Source organism: Arthrobacter sp. R4-81 (genome assembly GCF_054792365.1).
In genome coordinates, this window is record NZ_CP096445.1 from 3,155,832 (window position 1) to 3,170,468 (window position 14,637).

The following is a 14,637-nucleotide window of genomic DNA, read 5'->3' on the forward strand; positions in this document are numbered from 1 at the left end:
GATGTGACTTCCTTGTCCTAACTCTGCTCTGTATCTGCGGCGCCCATGGCGATGGCAGCTTGTGTGGTTGATTCGGTGTCCGATACCTCTCCGGCGACTTCAGCGACCGGAGGATGGATGGTGGCCAGGACCTGCTCCGCTTTCACGAGATCGCCAGGGCTGACGCCGATATGCACTGTCCCCGCGGTGCTGGCGGTCAGCTGGTGTTCCATTTTCATGGCCTCAACAGCCAGCAGGACCTGTCCGGCGGCTACGGCTTCCCCGTCCTGGACAGAGACCGAGACCACTGTCCCGGGCATCGGCGAGCGGATTTCGGGATCGGCAACGCCGTCCACCCGCTGGATCGCAGCCAGGACCCTGGCCAGCCGGGATTCCCTCGTAAGGATTTCGAGCCGGCAAGACCAACCGTCGTGTCCCAGGAACAGGTCCCCGCTCGGCGACTTGGCCACGGAGTACTGCCTGCTCTCGCCGTCGAGGGTTATCGCGAGCTTCCCATCAGCGACGCCGTCCAGGGATGCCTCGTGTTCGGAGCCGTTCCCTGCCCGGACCGTCACGGAACCTCCGCTTGCAGAACCGAGGCGGAAAGTCACTACCTCCCCTGCTCCCCGTCCCAGGCTGACAACCCACGGAGCATGCCCGCCCAGCCGCCAGCCGCTGCGGGTGTTCCAGGGGCTGCCCGCCTTCCTTGCAGAAGCGGTTCGTTCCCGGGCCGTGCCGTCCGAAATCAGGTCTGGGACTGCGCCCTCCGAAACTAAGCTGCCCCGGCTCCCCTGCTCCAGAGCCTGCACGTAGAGTGCTGCGGCGATGAGTTCGGTGTCCCCGATCTGGCGGAAGGTGAGGTCCGGCATTTTCCGTTCGATCAGGGTGGTGTCCAGGCGTCCGGCCCGGACGTCGTGGTCATTGATCAGCAGTCGCAGATACTCAACGTTGGTCGCCACACCCAGGGCGGTATACCCGGACAAGGCCGCATCCAAGGCGTCCAGCGCTGCTTTCCGGTCGGTCCCCCACGCGATGACCTTGGAGATCATGGGGTCGTAATTTGAGCCAATCTCTAGCCCCTCGATCAGCGCGGAATCCACCCGAAGCTTCTGGCCGCTTCCCTGAATTGGTGCCGCCGACGGAAGCTCATCCAGCAGGAGCACCGTCCCGGTGGACGGCAGAAAGTTCCGTTGCGGGTCTTCGGCGTAAACCCGCGCTTCGACGGCGTGCCCGTTGAGGACGACGTCGTCCTGCGCCACGGTTAGCACCTCACCGGCGGCGATCCGCACCTGCCATTCCACCAGGTCGATACCCGTGACCATCTCGGTGACGGGGTGTTCCACCTGGAGCCTCGTGTTCATTTCCATAAAGAAGAACTCGTCAGGAGCGTCATCGGAAACCAGGAATTCAACCGTGCCTGCCCCGCTGTAGTTGACGCTGCGGGCAGCCTGGCACGCTGCCTCCCCTATCCGGGCCCGAACCATGGCGCCGGCGCCGAGTGATTCCAACAGCGGCGACGGCGCTTCCTCGATGACTTTCTGGTGCCGGCGCTGGAGCGAGCATTCGCGTTCACCAAGGTGGATCACGTTGCCATGGTTGTCAGCGAGCACCTGGACTTCGATGTGCCGCGGGTTCAGCACCAGCCGCTCCAGGAAGAGGGTGTCGTCGCCGAAAGCGCTGGCAGCCACCCGCCTTGCCGTAGCCAGGGTAGCGGCGAGTTCGTCCGGGCGCTCCACTGTGTGCATCCCCTTGCCGCCGCCCCCTGCCGACGGCTTGATCAGCAGCGGGAAGCCAACACCGGCCGCGGCTTCGATCAGGTCCTGGTTGGTGAGTCCGGGTTGGGCAATACCGGGGACCACCGGGACACCGTAGCCGGCCACATGGTTCTTCGAGCGGATCTTGTCGCCCATAATGTTCAGCGACTCGACGCCAGGACCGATGAACGTGATGCCCTCGGCCTCCAGGGCGCGGGCAAAGTCGGCGTTCTCACTCAGGAACCCGTAGCCGGGATGCACTGCCCGGGCGCCTGTTTCACGGCAGGCCCGGACAATGGCATCGATCTTCAGGTAACTCTCCGAGGCAGCGGCGGGGCCGATCCGGACGGCGGTGTCGGCTTCGCGCACGTGCCGGGCGCCGGCGTCGGCATCGCTGTACACGGCAACGGAGCGGATGCCCATGCTGCGGAGCGTCCGGATTACCCTGCAGGCGATCTCGCCGCGGTTTGCCACGAGGACTGTCGGGAACAGGGCATCCTTACCGAACAGGCCTTCGCTGTGGTCGTTGGCTCGCGTTCGGTCATCAATGGTGGTCATGGCTCACATCCGGAAGAGGCCGAAGGAGGTCTCCGGCAGCGGGGTGCGGGAGACGACGTCGAGCGCCAGCCCCAGAACGGTACGGGTATCGGCGGGGTCAATGACGCCGTCGTCCCACAGCCGGGCGGTGGAATAGTAGGGGCTCCCCTGGTCCTCATACTGCTGCCGGATAGGAGCCTTGAAGGCTTCCTCGTCCTCGGCGGACCATTCCTCGCCCAGCCCCTCGTACTGCTCACGCTTGACGGTGGCCAGGACGCTGGAGGCCTGGTTGCCGCCCATGACAGAAATGCGGCTGGCCGGCCACATCCACAGGAACCGGGGCGAATACGCACGGCCGCACATTGAGTAATTGCCGGCTCCGAAGGAACCGCCAATGACGACTGTCAGTTTAGGTACCCGGGCGGTGGCGACGGCGGTGACCATCTTTGCGCCGTTCTTTGCGATGCCGCCCTGTTCGGAATCCTTGCCGACCATAAAGCCGGAGATGTTCTGCAGGAAGATCAGTGGAATGCCCCGCTGATCACACAGTTCGATGAAATGCGCCCCCTTGAGCGAGGATTCGCTGAACAGCACACCGTTGTTGGCCACGATTCCCACCGGATGCCCGTGAAGGCGGGCGAACCCGGTCACCAGGGTGGCGCCGTAGTTTTTCTTGAACTCGTGGAAACGGCTGCCGTCCACCAGCCGGGCAATTACCTCGCGTACGTCGTACTGGGCGTTCACATCTGTGGGCACAGCACCGTAGATCTCTTCCGAATCCTCCACGGGTTCGACGGCGGCCAGCACCTCCCACGCGGGATCGGCAGGAGGCGGCAGGGTGGCAACGATGTCGCGGACAATCTGCAGCGCGTGCTCGTCATTCTCAGCCAGGTGGTCGGTGACCCCCGAGATTTTCGAGTGGATGTCTCCCCCGCCCAGTTCCTCTGCCGTGACGATTTCACCGATGGCAGCCTTCACCAGCGGCGGACCGCCCAGGAAGATGGTGCCCTGGTTGCGGACGATCACCGTTTCATCGCTCATGGCAGGAACATAGGCGCCGCCTGCCGTGCAGGAACCCATCACCGAAGCGATTTGCGGGATACCGGCTGCAGACATCCTGGCCTGATTGAAGAAGATCCGGCCAAAGTGTTCCTTGTCCGGGAACACCTCATCCTGCTTGGGGAGGAAGGCTCCGCCCGAGTCCACGAGGTAGATGCAGGGCAACCGGTTTTCCAAGGCAATCTCCTGGGCGCGGAGGTGCTTTTTCACTGTCATCGGATAGTAGGTTCCGCCCTTGACCGTGGCGTCATTGGAAATCACCAGGACGTGCCGGCCGTGGACCAGCCCGATGCCGGCAATGACGCCGGCCCCGGGGGAATCGTCCTGATACATTCCGTTGGCTGCCAACGGGGCGATTTCAAGAAATGGGCTGCCGTTATCCAGCAGCTGATCGATGCGCTCCCGCGGCAACAGCTTTCCCCGTGAAACATGGCGTTGGCGGGATTTCTCTGGGCCACCAAGCGCTGCAACGGCCAACCGTTTCCTGAGTTCACGGGCCAAGGCAAGCTGAGCCTCCCGATTGGCCGAGAAGGCGGCGCTTGCTGCGTCCACCTGGCTGGCGAGTGTCTCCATCGACTGCTTCCGTTCCCGGATGGCCTACGGGCATCCTGGCTATTTCGGTTAGTACCGCGTAACTCAAATTTAGGTTAGTCTCTATTAACTGTGATGTCCAACACGCTGAAGGTTGGCGAGGTGGGAACATCGCATGATTCAGGAGGTATCAGCCCGATGGCCCAGCGCAGCCCCATGACCGGCTCCAACTCATTGGCGGCCGCCCAGCGGTCAGCCGGCAAGGCCGGTACGGGGACCCAGCGCAGCCAGGCCAAGGAGAGCCGCCGTAAGGCTCTTTTGTCAGCGGCCGCCGCTTTGTTTGCCAGGGACGGCTTCAATAGTGTTTCGCTTGAGGACCTGGGGGCTGCTGCCGGTGTCAGCGGGCCTGCCGTCTACCGTCACTTCTCGGGCAAACAGGCTGTCTTGGGAGCGCTGTTGCTGACGGTCAGCGAGGACCTGCTGGAAGGCGGCCGGCGGGTTGTTGCGGATGCCTCCGACCCCCACGGTGCCCTCGCGGGACTGGTGGCATTCCAGGTGGATTTTGCCCTCAGCAACCCGGACGTCATTCGGGTCCAGGACCGGGATTTCAGCAACCTGGCGGAATCCGACCAGGCAAATGTACGCACCCTGCAGCGCAGCTATGTCGAATTGTGGGTGGATGTCCTCCTGCGGCTCCATGCAGGCGCCGAAGCCAGCGACCTTCGGATGCGCGCCCACGCCACGTTCGGGCTTATTAACTCCACACCACACTCAGTGCGCCACCATGGCCGCCGGATGGCTGCCGCGTCCGCCCGGCCTCTCCTGGAAAGCATGGCTATGGCCGCCTTGATGGTGCCGCCTGCCCCGGATCCGGAAGCTGAGCTAACCGGATCCGCCGGGCAGGAGGCACCTAGACCATAGCGAGCACGATGCCGGGATCCGACAGGATGGACCCGACGTCGGCCAGGAACCTGGAGCCCTGTTCCCCGTCCACGAGCCGGTGGTCAAACGACAGGCTTAAGGTCATCATCTGGCGAAGTGCCACCTCGCCCTGATATTCCCAAGGCATCCTCCGCACTGCCCCCATGGCAAGAATGGCCGCTTCGCCCGGGTTCAGGATCGGAGTTCCGGCGTCGATGCCGAACACTCCAATGTTGGTAATGGAGATGGTTCCACCGGAGAGGTCCGCTGGGCGGGTCTTTCCTTCCCGGGCCATATCCGTCAGCTCCGTCAGGGCTGCTGACAGCTCGGCCAGGGTCAGTGAATGCGCGTCCTTGATATTGGGCACGGTCAGGCCGCGGGGGGTTGCAGCGGCTATGCCAAGGTTGACGTAGTTGAATTGAACGATCTCCTGGGCATCCTCATCCCAGTGGGTGTTCAGGGACGGATTCCGTTTCAGGGCGATCAGGAGTGCCTTGGCCACAAGGGTCAGTGGAGTGAGCTTGTAGCCGGCAAAGGCACGGCTTTCCTTGAGCCTGGAGAGCAGCTCCATGGAGGGAGTGACGTCCACCGTAAGGAATTCCGTGGCATGCGGCGCGGTGAAGGCACTTGAAACCATGGCGGCGGCAGTGAATTTCCGGGCCCCCTTGATGGGGGTGCGTACCTCCCGTTCGCCGCCCTGCTCAGCGGCGCTTTCCCTGGCGTAGGACGCCGCGGACAAAGCATGGGCAGCAGCGGGCAGGTCTCCGCCGCCCACGAAGTTCCGGACGTCGTCTCTGGTGATCAGCCCTCCCGGGCCTGTCCCGGTGACCGATTCCAGCTCCACGCCCAGATCCTTCGCCAGCTTCCGTACAGGTGGAGTGGAGCGTGGCCGCTCTGTTGTGCTTTCAGCAGCCGCGGCGGGTGCGGGTTCAGCGGGAGCTGGCTCGTGGGCAGCCGGTCGCTGTGCAGGCGGCATCGGCGAGTCCACGAAAGGAGCCGCGTCCTTTACGGCGGCAAGATGGCCCCGCACCCGCCGAACAGGGCGTCCGGAACTTTCGACGACGGCGCCGTACCCCACCAGGTTCGGCTCCCGTTTAGCCGGAGCCGGCTGGGCAGACTCACTTGGTTGGCCGGATTCACCAGACGCTGAACTGCCTGAATCAACGGGGGCCGGCGTGCCGCCGACGTCGTTCGCGATTTCAAAGGAAACGATCGGCTTGCCGACTTCCACGACGGTCCCCGGCTGCTCATGCAGCGCGGTAACCACGCCGGCGAACGGTGAGGGAAGTTCGACGACGGCCTTGGCCGTTTCCACCTCGGCGATGACCTGGTTGAGCGTTACGGTATCGCCCACGTTCACTTTCCAGCTGAGGATTTCCGATTCCGTCAAACCTTCACCGAGATCGGGCAGCCTGAATTCCTTGATCATGGCGGCCGTCATCCTTCCAGCCCGCTGAGCGAATTCGGACGGCCCAGCGCACGGTCCACGCCGTCAAGGATTCGGTCCAGGTCTGGAAGATGATGCATTTCGAGTTTGGAATAGGGGTAGGGGATGTCGAATCCGGTGACGCGTACAGGGGCGGCTTCGAGGTGGTAGAAGCAGCGCTCAGTGATGCTGGCCGCAATTTCTCCGCCGATACCGCCGAATTGTCCGGCTTCGTGGGTCACCACCAGCCTGCCTGTCTTCCGCACAGAGGCTTCCACAGTGGAGAAGTCCACGGGCGACAGCGAGCGCAGGTCGATGACTTCCACGGAAATCCCGTCGTCGGCAGCTGCAAGTGCGGCATCGCGGGCGGTTTTCACCAGGGGTCCGTAGGCCACAAGGGTGACGTCCTTGCCTTCGGCGACAACGCTCGCCTTCTCCATGGAAAGCGCGGAGGCCGGATCCACGGACTCATCCACTTCGCCTTTGTCGTGATACCGGCGTTTCGGCTCAAAGTAGACCACCGGATCATTGGAGGCGATGGCCTGCTGGATCATGATGTAGGCATCCTGCGGGTTGGAGACACTCACTACCCGCAGTCCGGAGGTATGGGTGAAGTAGGCTTCTGGCGATTCGGAATGGTGCTCCGGGGAACCGATGCCGCCGCCGAAAGGAACGCGGATGGTGATGGGCATCTTTACCGCCCCCTGCGTGCGGTAGTGCAGTTTGGCCACCTGGCAGACGATCTGGTCGAACGCCGGATACACGAAGCCGTCAAACTGGATTTCCACCACAGGCCGGTACCCGCGGTAGGCAAGCCCGACGGCGGTCCCCATGATCCCGGACTCGGCCAGCGGCGTGTCAATAACGCGGTGCTTGCCGAAGTCCTTCTGAAGGCCGTCGGTAATGCGGAACACGCCGCCCAACATACCGATGTCCTCCCCCATCAGAACTACTTTGGGGTCGTTTTCCAGGGATTTGCGCAGGCCGGAGTTGATGGCACGGGCAAAGGTCATCTGGGTCATCAGCGTGCACCTTCTTCAGAAGCGGCCTGTGCGGGGTCTCCGAACGAGGCCAGGTAACGGGAATAGTGGTCCTGTTGGCGTTCCAGCCAGGAATGCGGCGTGCTGTAAACATGCTTGAACACGTCGAGTGGCTGGGGGTCGGGCATATTGACGCAGCCACTGCGCATCTCCTGGGCCACGGCATCAGCCTTGGCCGCGACGCGGGCTTCCAGCTCTTCGCTCCAGGATTCCCTTCGTTCCAGAAGTGACCTGACGCGGACCATCGGATCCTTCGCGGCCCAATCCTCAAGTTCGTTGGCGTCACGGTAGCGGGTGGGATCGTCGGCTGTGGTGTGGGGGCCCATGCGGTAGGTAACTGCCTCAATGAACGAGGGCCCTCCGCCGTGCCGTGCTCTTTCAAGTGCTTCCCGGGTTGCAGCCATCACGGCGAGCACATCATTTCCATCCACTCGGACGGAGGGAATTCCGAACCCTGTTGCACGGTCAGCGAGTTGAATGTGGGACTGCAGGCCCACCGGCTCGGAAATGGCCCAGTGGTTGTTCTGGCAGAAGAAAACGACAGGTGCCGTGAAGCTGGCAGCGAAGACCATGGCTTCGTTGACGTCGCCCTCACTCGTTGCGCCGTCCCCGAAGTAGGCGATTGCAACGCTGTCCGCGCCGTCGTGCTGGATCCCCAGGGCGTAACCCGTGGCATGGAGTGTTTGTGCACCGATGATGATCTGGGGTGTGGCCATGTTGATGGAGTAGGGATCCCAGCCTGAGGAGGCGTTGCCTCGCCACACTCGGACGATATCGGTCAGGTCCACTCCCCGGCAGTATGCCACTCCATTTTCCCGATAGCTGGAGAAGACGAAATCGTCGTCGCGAAGTGCCCTGGCCGAGCCGATCTGGGAGGCTTCCTGCCCGGCAAGCGGCGGCCACAGGGCCAATTCACCTTGCCTCTGCAATGCTGTGGCCTCGGTGTCGATGCGGCGGATGACAACCATGTCCTCGTAGAGCGAGGCAAGCTGTTCGTCGGTGACGTCCTTTACCCAGACATCGTATTCAGGATGGCTGACGCGTTCACCGCCGGGGGTTATCAGCTGGACCAGGTTCCCACCGGTCCGATAGTGATGGTTTGCCCAGTTGTCCAGGCCAGCTGCGGTGGTGCCGCCCTGGCTCAAATCGTCTGCGTTCATAGTTGCACGCAACCTTCTGACGTCGTGTGACCGGCGGTCCAGGAACTCGTGATCCCTGTGCGCGCCAGCCCGCCGGGCCCCGTTGCCCCGGATAATTGTGACCATACTCACAATGTTCATGGGGTACAACCACTTCAATTTGAACTGAGCATTGTGCACTGTCTGGAGCGCTGGCACCGTGCTAACGTTGCGCATTATGCAAGCTTTGGATGGCACTGATGCCCGCCTGCTTTCTGCCTTGGCACGCGATCCACGGCGGACTGTAGTGGCGCTCGCGCAAAAACTTGGCCTCTCCCGGAACACCGTGCAGGCCCGCATGGCTCAACTGGAGAAAAAGCACGTCTTCCTCTCCTTCGAACGGCGCATCAATCCTGTATCGCTTGGTTATCCGTTGATGGCCTTTATCTCCGTCCACGTGCAGCAGCAGAAGCTGAAACAGCTTGCGGTTGACTTGTCCGCGATCCCCGAAATCCTTGAAGGGTATGGGCTCACGGGTTCGGCCGACCTGTTCCTTCGGGTTGTAGCGGTTGACGCCGAGGACCTGTTCAGGATCAACGGCAAGATCCTGTCCTGCGAGGGGGTGGACCGGACCGACACCGCCTTGGCAATGGGCGAGCTGATTGCTTTCCGGATCCAGCCCCTGCTCGAACGGAATTCGGCGGAATCCGCTTAGCTGTATCGCAGAGTCGAAAGTTACAAAGACGCGGGCACTGCCGCTTGAAACAGCCGCGTGTGCGGGTGCCCGGGATATAGGCTGATTTTCATCGCACCCATGGACCGCCCCCGGCTCCTTGAACACCAGGCAGTGGCGCAAAAGGCTGCCGGAAAGGCACCCTCTTGAGCAATCCCCCGGACTCTGAACAGCCCGGCCCGTATGCCCGCCAATCGCCGAAGCAGTATCCGGGACAGTCTCCCCCTGAACCGCATCCGGAACAGGGCGGGCGTCAGGGTTGGCAGCAAGCGCCCGTCCCCGGATCCTCGGGACAAACCCCATACGCCCAGCACGGCTGGCAACAACCATCCCCGCAGCCTCCATACTCCCAACAGGACTGGCCGCAACCCCAATTCCCAGGGCAGCCCTATTACCCGCAGTCCCAAACCCAGTGGCCGCCACCCCCGGCCAGCAGCAAAAAGGCGCTGTGGATTGTGCTGGGGAGTGTGGGAGGCGTTGTGCTTCTGGTAGCAGCGGGGGTGGTGCTGCTGGTCAACGTTCTGGGCGCAACCAGTGACCAGGCCAAAAACGTGGCCGACGATTTTACGCGGCTGATGGTTTCCGGTGAGACCGATAACGCCTATGACAACTACCTTGATTCCTCATTCCAGCAGGAAGTCTCCAAGGAGGACTTCATCGCCGGCCATCAGGAGCTTCAACTGGGCGCTTCGTGCGAGCCTTCGTATGACTTCGTGGATTCGTACAAAGTGGACGGAACAAAGTATGCCGAAGTCTGGGGTGTGCTGGCCTGCGATGATCAGGACCTCGAGTTTGAGTACTTTCTGGAGGGAAAGAACGAGCTCAAGTTGACCGATGTCTGGATAGGGCCAGTGGAATGAGGCCAGCCGCCGGCTATGACCAGAGTCAAGAGGCTAAAGAACCGGCAGGAGCTCCCGCCAATGTGCACGGGAGCTCCTGTCGCTTCGGGCCGTCAGCAGCTGGGGGCTAGTGGTTGGTCGCCTTCTCTGCGCCGACCCCCGTCAGGGAGCGGACCTCCATTTCGGCCTGCTTTGCGGTGTCTTCCTGCTGTTTGTCGAGAACTGTTCCAAGCCAGCCCAGGAAGAAGGCCAGCGGGATGGAAACAATGCCGGGGTTACTTAAGGGGAAGATCGCAAAGTTCGCGTCCTTGATCATCGAGGTCGCTCCGCCGGAAACCACCGGCGAAAAAATGATCAGGACGATTGCCGAGCCGAGCCCGCCATACATGCTCCACACGGCACCCTGGGTGGTGAACTTGCGCCAGAACAGGGAGTAAATGATGGTGGGCAGGTTTGCGGAGGCGGCCACTGCGAAGGCGAGCGCTACAAGGAACGCCACGTTCTGGCCGTTGGCGAAGATGCCGCCCACGATTGCCATCACCCCGATGACCACTACGGTGCGCCTGGCAACCTTCACCTCAGTGTCGGCGTCCGCCTTGCCCTTGGAGATGACGCTCGCGTAGATGTCATGGGCGAACGAAGCCGCCGCAGTGATGGTCAGGCCGGCAACCACCGCGAGGATGGTGGCGAACGCTACTGCGGAGATGAAGCCCAGCAGCAGCGGACCGCCAAGGTGGAAGGCCAACAACGGAGCCGCGGAGTTGACGCCGCCGGGTGCGGACTTGATGGTTTCTGCGCCGACGAGGGCGGCCGCGCCATAGCCCAGGACCAGGGTGAACAGGTAGAAAAGGCCAATGAGCCAGATGGACCAGACCACTGATTTGCGGGCCTCTTTGGCCGTGGGGACGGTGTAGAAGCGCATGAGGACGTGGGGAAGCGCAGCCGTGCCCAGCACAAGGGCAAGTCCAAGGGACATGAAGTCGAGCTTGGAGGTCTCCGACTTGCCGTACTGAAGGCCGGGGTTCAACACGTTGGGGTTGTTGGCGGTCTCCACTGCAGCGCCAAGCAGGCTGGAGAGGTTGAAACCGTAAATGGACAGAACCCACAAGGTCATGACGCCGGCCCCGGCGATCAGCAGGATCGCTTTGATGATCTGGACCCAGGTGGTGCCCTTCATTCCGCCGATCAGGACGTACATGATCATGAGGGCGCCGACGACGATGATCACCAGAGCTTGTCCGCCCCAATCGCTGATGCCCAGCAGGAGGGAAATCAGGCTTCCGGCTCCTGCCATCTGCGCGAGCAGGTAGAAGAAGCACACGGCGAGGGTGGAAATGGCGGCTGCGATGCGGACCGGACGCTGCTTGAGGCGGAATGACAGGACGTCGGCCATGGTGTACTTGCCGGTGTTGCGGAGCAGCTCGGCCACGAGAAGCAGCGCCACGAGCCAGGCAACGAGGAAGCCGATGGAGTACATGAAGCCGTCGTAGCCGTTGATGGCGATGGCCCCGGTAATGCCAAGGAAGGAAGCGGCGGACAAGTAGTCGCCCGCAATGGCTGTGCCGTTCTGGGATCCGCTGAATGAACGCCCGGCAGCGTAGTAGTCCGCGGCCGTCTTGTTGTTGCGGCTGGCCCGGAAAACAATGACCATGGTGACCGCTACGAACAGGCCGAAGATCGCCATGTTCAGCAGGGTGGTGTCCTTGAGGGCGGCGACATTCACCGCGGACGGAATTCCGATCATTTCACTGCTCCGCTCACAGGGTTGCCTGCCTTATCGAATTCGTGGCCTTCAATTCCCTGGCGGATTTCCGCGGCAATCGGATCCAGCTTCCGGTTGGAGTAGCTGACGTACCAGCCCGTGATAGCAAAGGTGGACACAAACTGCAGCAGGCCCAGGATAAGCCCGATGTTGATGTTGCCCCAGACCTTCGTGGACATAAAGCCCACTGCATAGTCGGCCAGCAGCACGTAGGCGAAATACCACAGCAGAAACGCAATGGCCATGGGGAAAACAAAGCTGCGGTGACGTTTGCGCAGTTCCTGGAACCGCTCCGTCGACTGGACTTCCTTGAAGTCCACGGACTCCGCTGCATCCGTGGTTTGGGCGTCGTTACCCATCATTCCTCCTCGTTGAGACTTGCTCATCCACACCGGTTCCAGAGTCCCCCGGCCAATGTGACTGCAATCACTGTGACCCGTGACCATGCCGGCCTTCCAGAGCCAGTACCGCATCTGTCGCCCAACGGTTGCGATGCTGCGACAAACGGCAGCTACGCTGGCACCATGCCGGACTCTCCCCTCTATACCGCCGCCGCAGTTGCCGTGATCGCCCTGGCCATCGCCGTCGTCGTGGGCGTTGGCCTGAAGGTGTTGCGCTCCTTCCGCGAGTTGGGCAGCGATGCTGAACGGGCAACCTACAAAACACTCCACGCGGCCTCCCGCGCCGGACAGCATCTGAGGACCGGGCTGACCCCATCCGGAGCGGCCAAGGCAAGCCGTCAGCTGCGGAGCCTGCTGGGCTGTGAGGCGCTGGCCATCACCGACACGTCAGGAGTTCTGGCCTGGGATGGCGGAGCCGAGGAACTGAAGCCCCACCTGATGGCCCGGGCCGCTGACGTCCTGTCCGGAGGGCGCACCGCCGTCGTCCCGGCTGGAGAACTCCTGACTGTGGAGGCGGCAGTTCAGGCGGGAGCCACCAGGAACGGCCGGAGCGGGGTCAAAAACAAGGACATCGATGCAATAGAGCTTGCCGCCGTCATAGCGCCCATCAAGGCCGGCGGCAGGGTGGTGGGAGCGGTTGCTGCGTTCGCTCCCTCCGCCGGGTCAGGTCTTGTCCGGGCAACCGGCGAGGTGGCGGAATGGGTGGCCACGCAGGTGGAACTGGCAGAGCTCGATGCCTCCCGCACCCTCCTCATGGAAGCCGAAGTGCGGGCCCTTCGTGCCCAGATCAGCCCCCACTTCATCTACAACTCCCTCAACGCCATCGCCTCCTTCATCAACACCGACCCCGTCCGGGCCAGGGAGCTGGTGGTGGAGTTTGCGGACTTCACCCGGTATTCCTTCCGCCGCCACGGGGATTTCACCACCCTCGCGGAAGAGCTGCGGTGCATTGACCGATACCTGCTCCTGGAACGGGCCAGGTTCGGCGACCGGGTCCAGGTAAGCCTGCAGATCGCACCGGAAGTCCTGAGCACGGTGATTCCGTTCCTGAGCCTGCAGCCGCTCGTTGAGAACGCCGTCCGGCACGGGCTTGAAGCCAAGGAAGGGCCCGGCCACATATCGCTGACTGCCCATGACTCCGGCGCTTTCGCCGAAGTGACAATTGAGGACGACGGCGTCGGCATGGATCCGGACGAGCTGCGGTCAATGCTCGCGGGCCACACCGACGGCGACCATGTAGGGCTGCGCAACGTGGATGCGCGGCTTCGCCAGGTCTACGGCGAGGACAACGGACTCGTGATCGAGACTGCTCCCGGGGAAGGAACCCTGATCACCATGCGGATTCCAAAATCACAACCCCACCACGACGCCTGACTCCGTTCCCGAACCTGCCGCCAGCCCGCCCATTTCCGCCGTTCCCGTTGCGCTGTCGCTGGGGCCACCGGCGCCCACTACCCTAGAACCATGATTAACGTTCTCGTCGCTGACGACGAGCTGCCGGCCGTGGAGGAGCTTGCCTTTTTGCTGGGCAAGGACGACCGAATCGGCCAGATCCACCGTGCTTCCTCAGGGGCCGCCGCTTTGCGTGCGCTCGAGGCGGAAAATGTTGACGCCGTTTTCCTCGACATCCACATGCCTGCCGTGTCCGGCCTGGACATCGCCCGTGTGATTTCCCGAAGCTCCCGTCCCCCCGCCGTCGTGTTTGTCACTGCCGATGAGGACTGTGCATTGGAAGCGTTCGAACTTGCCGCCGTCGACTATCTGCTCAAGCCCGTCAGGGCCGAACGTCTGGCCCGTTCCGTGGGACGCATCTGTGAGCTGCTCAAGGACGGCGCGGAGCCCCCGGAGCTGATCACCGTGGATCTGGGCGGCACCACAAAGATGATCCGGCGCGACGACGTTACCTACGTACAGGCGCAGGGTGATTATGCACGGCTCCACACTGCCGAGGCGAGCTACCTCATCAGGGTCCCCCTTGCCGATCTGGAGCAACAGTGGGCCCAGGCCGGGTTTATCCGCACCCACCGCTCCTACTTGGTTTCGCTGAAGCATGTCACGCATATGAAGCTGGCGGCTGCGCGGCCCAGCGTCACGGTGGTCGGTGCCGAGCTTTCCATCAGCCGCCGGCACCTGCCTTCTGTCAGGGAAAAGCTGGAGACCACAAGGATCCGGCCACAGACATGACCCGCGTACGCGTTACAGCACCCCGCTCGCCGGCCAGGCCGGCCGCAGACAGCCGCGAGGCGGCCCAGGAATCAGAGGTGGGCCAGGTTTTTGTGAGGTCACTGATCCGATCGCAGTTGCGGTTGGGAATCGTGGTGGCCGCGGGCTTCCTGCTGATCCTCGTTGCTTTCCCTGTGCTCCTGGGTCTGGTCCCGGGGCTCGCCGCCCTGAGGATCGCCGGGATCCCCTTTGACTGGTTCTTGCTGGGGGCCGGGATCTACCCGGTGATGGGGATAAGCGCCTGGCTCTACATCCGGAGCGCTGCGCGGAACGAATCCCGGTACCGGGACCTTACGGAGGATAAGGGATGAGTC

General features: G+C 62.8%; 13 protein-coding genes. 6 read left to right on the top strand and 7 right to left on the bottom strand.

Going from position 1 to position 14,637, the window contains the following annotated elements; translation table 11 throughout:
• Positions 1-17 precede the first annotated feature (17 nt).
• Positions 18-2,291, bottom strand: a complete 2,274-nt coding sequence (locus tag M1E05_RS14695) for an ATP-binding protein (RefSeq protein WP_461163360.1) — start codon at positions 2,289-2,291, stop codon at positions 18-20.
• A gap of 3 nt (positions 2,292-2,294) precedes the next feature.
• The gene (locus tag M1E05_RS14700) at positions 2,295-3,902 is read right to left on the bottom strand and encodes a carboxyl transferase domain-containing protein (RefSeq protein WP_458113789.1); all 1,608 of its coding nucleotides are present in this window, start codon (positions 3,900-3,902) and stop codon (positions 2,295-2,297) included.
• 174 nt (positions 3,903-4,076) lie between these two features.
• On the opposite strand from M1E05_RS14700, the gene M1E05_RS14705 reads away from it, so the two are divergent.
• A complete protein-coding gene (locus M1E05_RS14705; protein WP_461165256.1) occupies positions 4,077-4,781 on the top strand; it encodes an SACE_7040 family transcriptional regulator in 705 nt (234 codons plus the stop codon).
• Here M1E05_RS14705 and M1E05_RS14710 read toward each other — a convergent pair.
• From M1E05_RS14710 to pdhA, 3 genes are read right to left on the bottom strand one after another with little or no spacing between them, the layout of a single operon-like run.
• On the bottom strand, positions 4,771-6,210 hold the full coding sequence (locus M1E05_RS14710; RefSeq protein WP_461163361.1) for a dihydrolipoamide acetyltransferase family protein: 1,440 nt from the start codon (positions 6,208-6,210) through the stop codon (positions 4,771-4,773). The genes M1E05_RS14705 and M1E05_RS14710 overlap by 11 nt on opposite strands.
• 8 nt (positions 6,211-6,218) lie before the next feature.
• Positions 6,219-7,229 (bottom strand): alpha-ketoacid dehydrogenase subunit beta, encoded by a 1,011-nt coding sequence (locus tag M1E05_RS14715; RefSeq protein WP_461163362.1) that lies wholly within the window; start codon positions 7,227-7,229, stop codon positions 6,219-6,221.
• The gene (gene pdhA, locus M1E05_RS14720) at positions 7,229-8,407 is read right to left on the bottom strand and encodes a pyruvate dehydrogenase (acetyl-transferring) E1 component subunit alpha (protein ID WP_461165257.1); all 1,179 of its coding nucleotides are present in this window, start codon (positions 8,405-8,407) and stop codon (positions 7,229-7,231) included. The genes M1E05_RS14715 and pdhA overlap by 1 nt, the downstream gene beginning before the upstream one ends.
• A gap of 196 nt (positions 8,408-8,603) precedes the next feature.
• Here pdhA and M1E05_RS14725 point away from each other — a divergent pair, with 196 nt between their 5' ends.
• Positions 8,604-9,080 carry an Lrp/AsnC family transcriptional regulator gene (locus M1E05_RS14725; RefSeq protein WP_461163363.1) on the top strand — a complete coding sequence of 159 codons (477 nt, stop codon included), beginning with the start codon at positions 8,604-8,606 and terminating at the stop codon, positions 9,078-9,080.
• Between the two features lie 497 nt (positions 9,081-9,577).
• Positions 9,578-9,958 carry a hypothetical protein gene (locus M1E05_RS14730; protein ID WP_461163364.1) on the top strand — a complete coding sequence of 127 codons (381 nt, stop codon included), beginning with the start codon at positions 9,578-9,580 and terminating at the stop codon, positions 9,956-9,958.
• 106 nt (positions 9,959-10,064) lie between these two features.
• Here M1E05_RS14730 and M1E05_RS14735 read toward each other — a convergent pair whose 3' ends face one another.
• Positions 10,065-11,681: a solute symporter family protein gene (locus M1E05_RS14735; RefSeq protein WP_461163365.1), complete on the bottom strand. Its 1,617-nt coding sequence runs from the start codon at positions 11,679-11,681 to the stop codon at positions 10,065-10,067.
• On the bottom strand, positions 11,678-12,058 hold the full coding sequence (locus tag M1E05_RS14740) for a DUF485 domain-containing protein (protein ID WP_461165258.1): 381 nt from the start codon (positions 12,056-12,058) through the stop codon (positions 11,678-11,680). The genes M1E05_RS14735 and M1E05_RS14740 overlap by 4 nt, the downstream gene beginning before the upstream one ends.
• 165 nt (positions 12,059-12,223) lie before the next feature.
• On the opposite strand from M1E05_RS14740, the gene M1E05_RS14745 reads away from it, so the two are divergent.
• The 3 genes from M1E05_RS14745 (at position 12,224) to M1E05_RS14755 (ending at position 14,634) form a co-directional block, all read left to right on the top strand.
• On the top strand, positions 12,224-13,474 hold the full coding sequence (locus M1E05_RS14745) for a sensor histidine kinase (protein WP_461163366.1): 1,251 nt from the start codon (positions 12,224-12,226) through the stop codon (positions 13,472-13,474).
• Positions 13,475-13,564: 90 nt separating this feature from the next.
• Positions 13,565-14,284: a LytR/AlgR family response regulator transcription factor gene (locus M1E05_RS14750; RefSeq protein ID WP_458113783.1), complete on the top strand. Its 720-nt coding sequence runs from the start codon at positions 13,565-13,567 to the stop codon at positions 14,282-14,284.
• Positions 14,281-14,634: a DUF485 domain-containing protein gene (locus tag M1E05_RS14755; RefSeq protein WP_458113782.1), complete on the top strand. Its 354-nt coding sequence runs from the start codon at positions 14,281-14,283 to the stop codon at positions 14,632-14,634. The genes M1E05_RS14750 and M1E05_RS14755 overlap by 4 nt, the downstream gene beginning before the upstream one ends.
• The last annotated feature ends 3 nt before the right edge of the window (positions 14,635-14,637 follow it).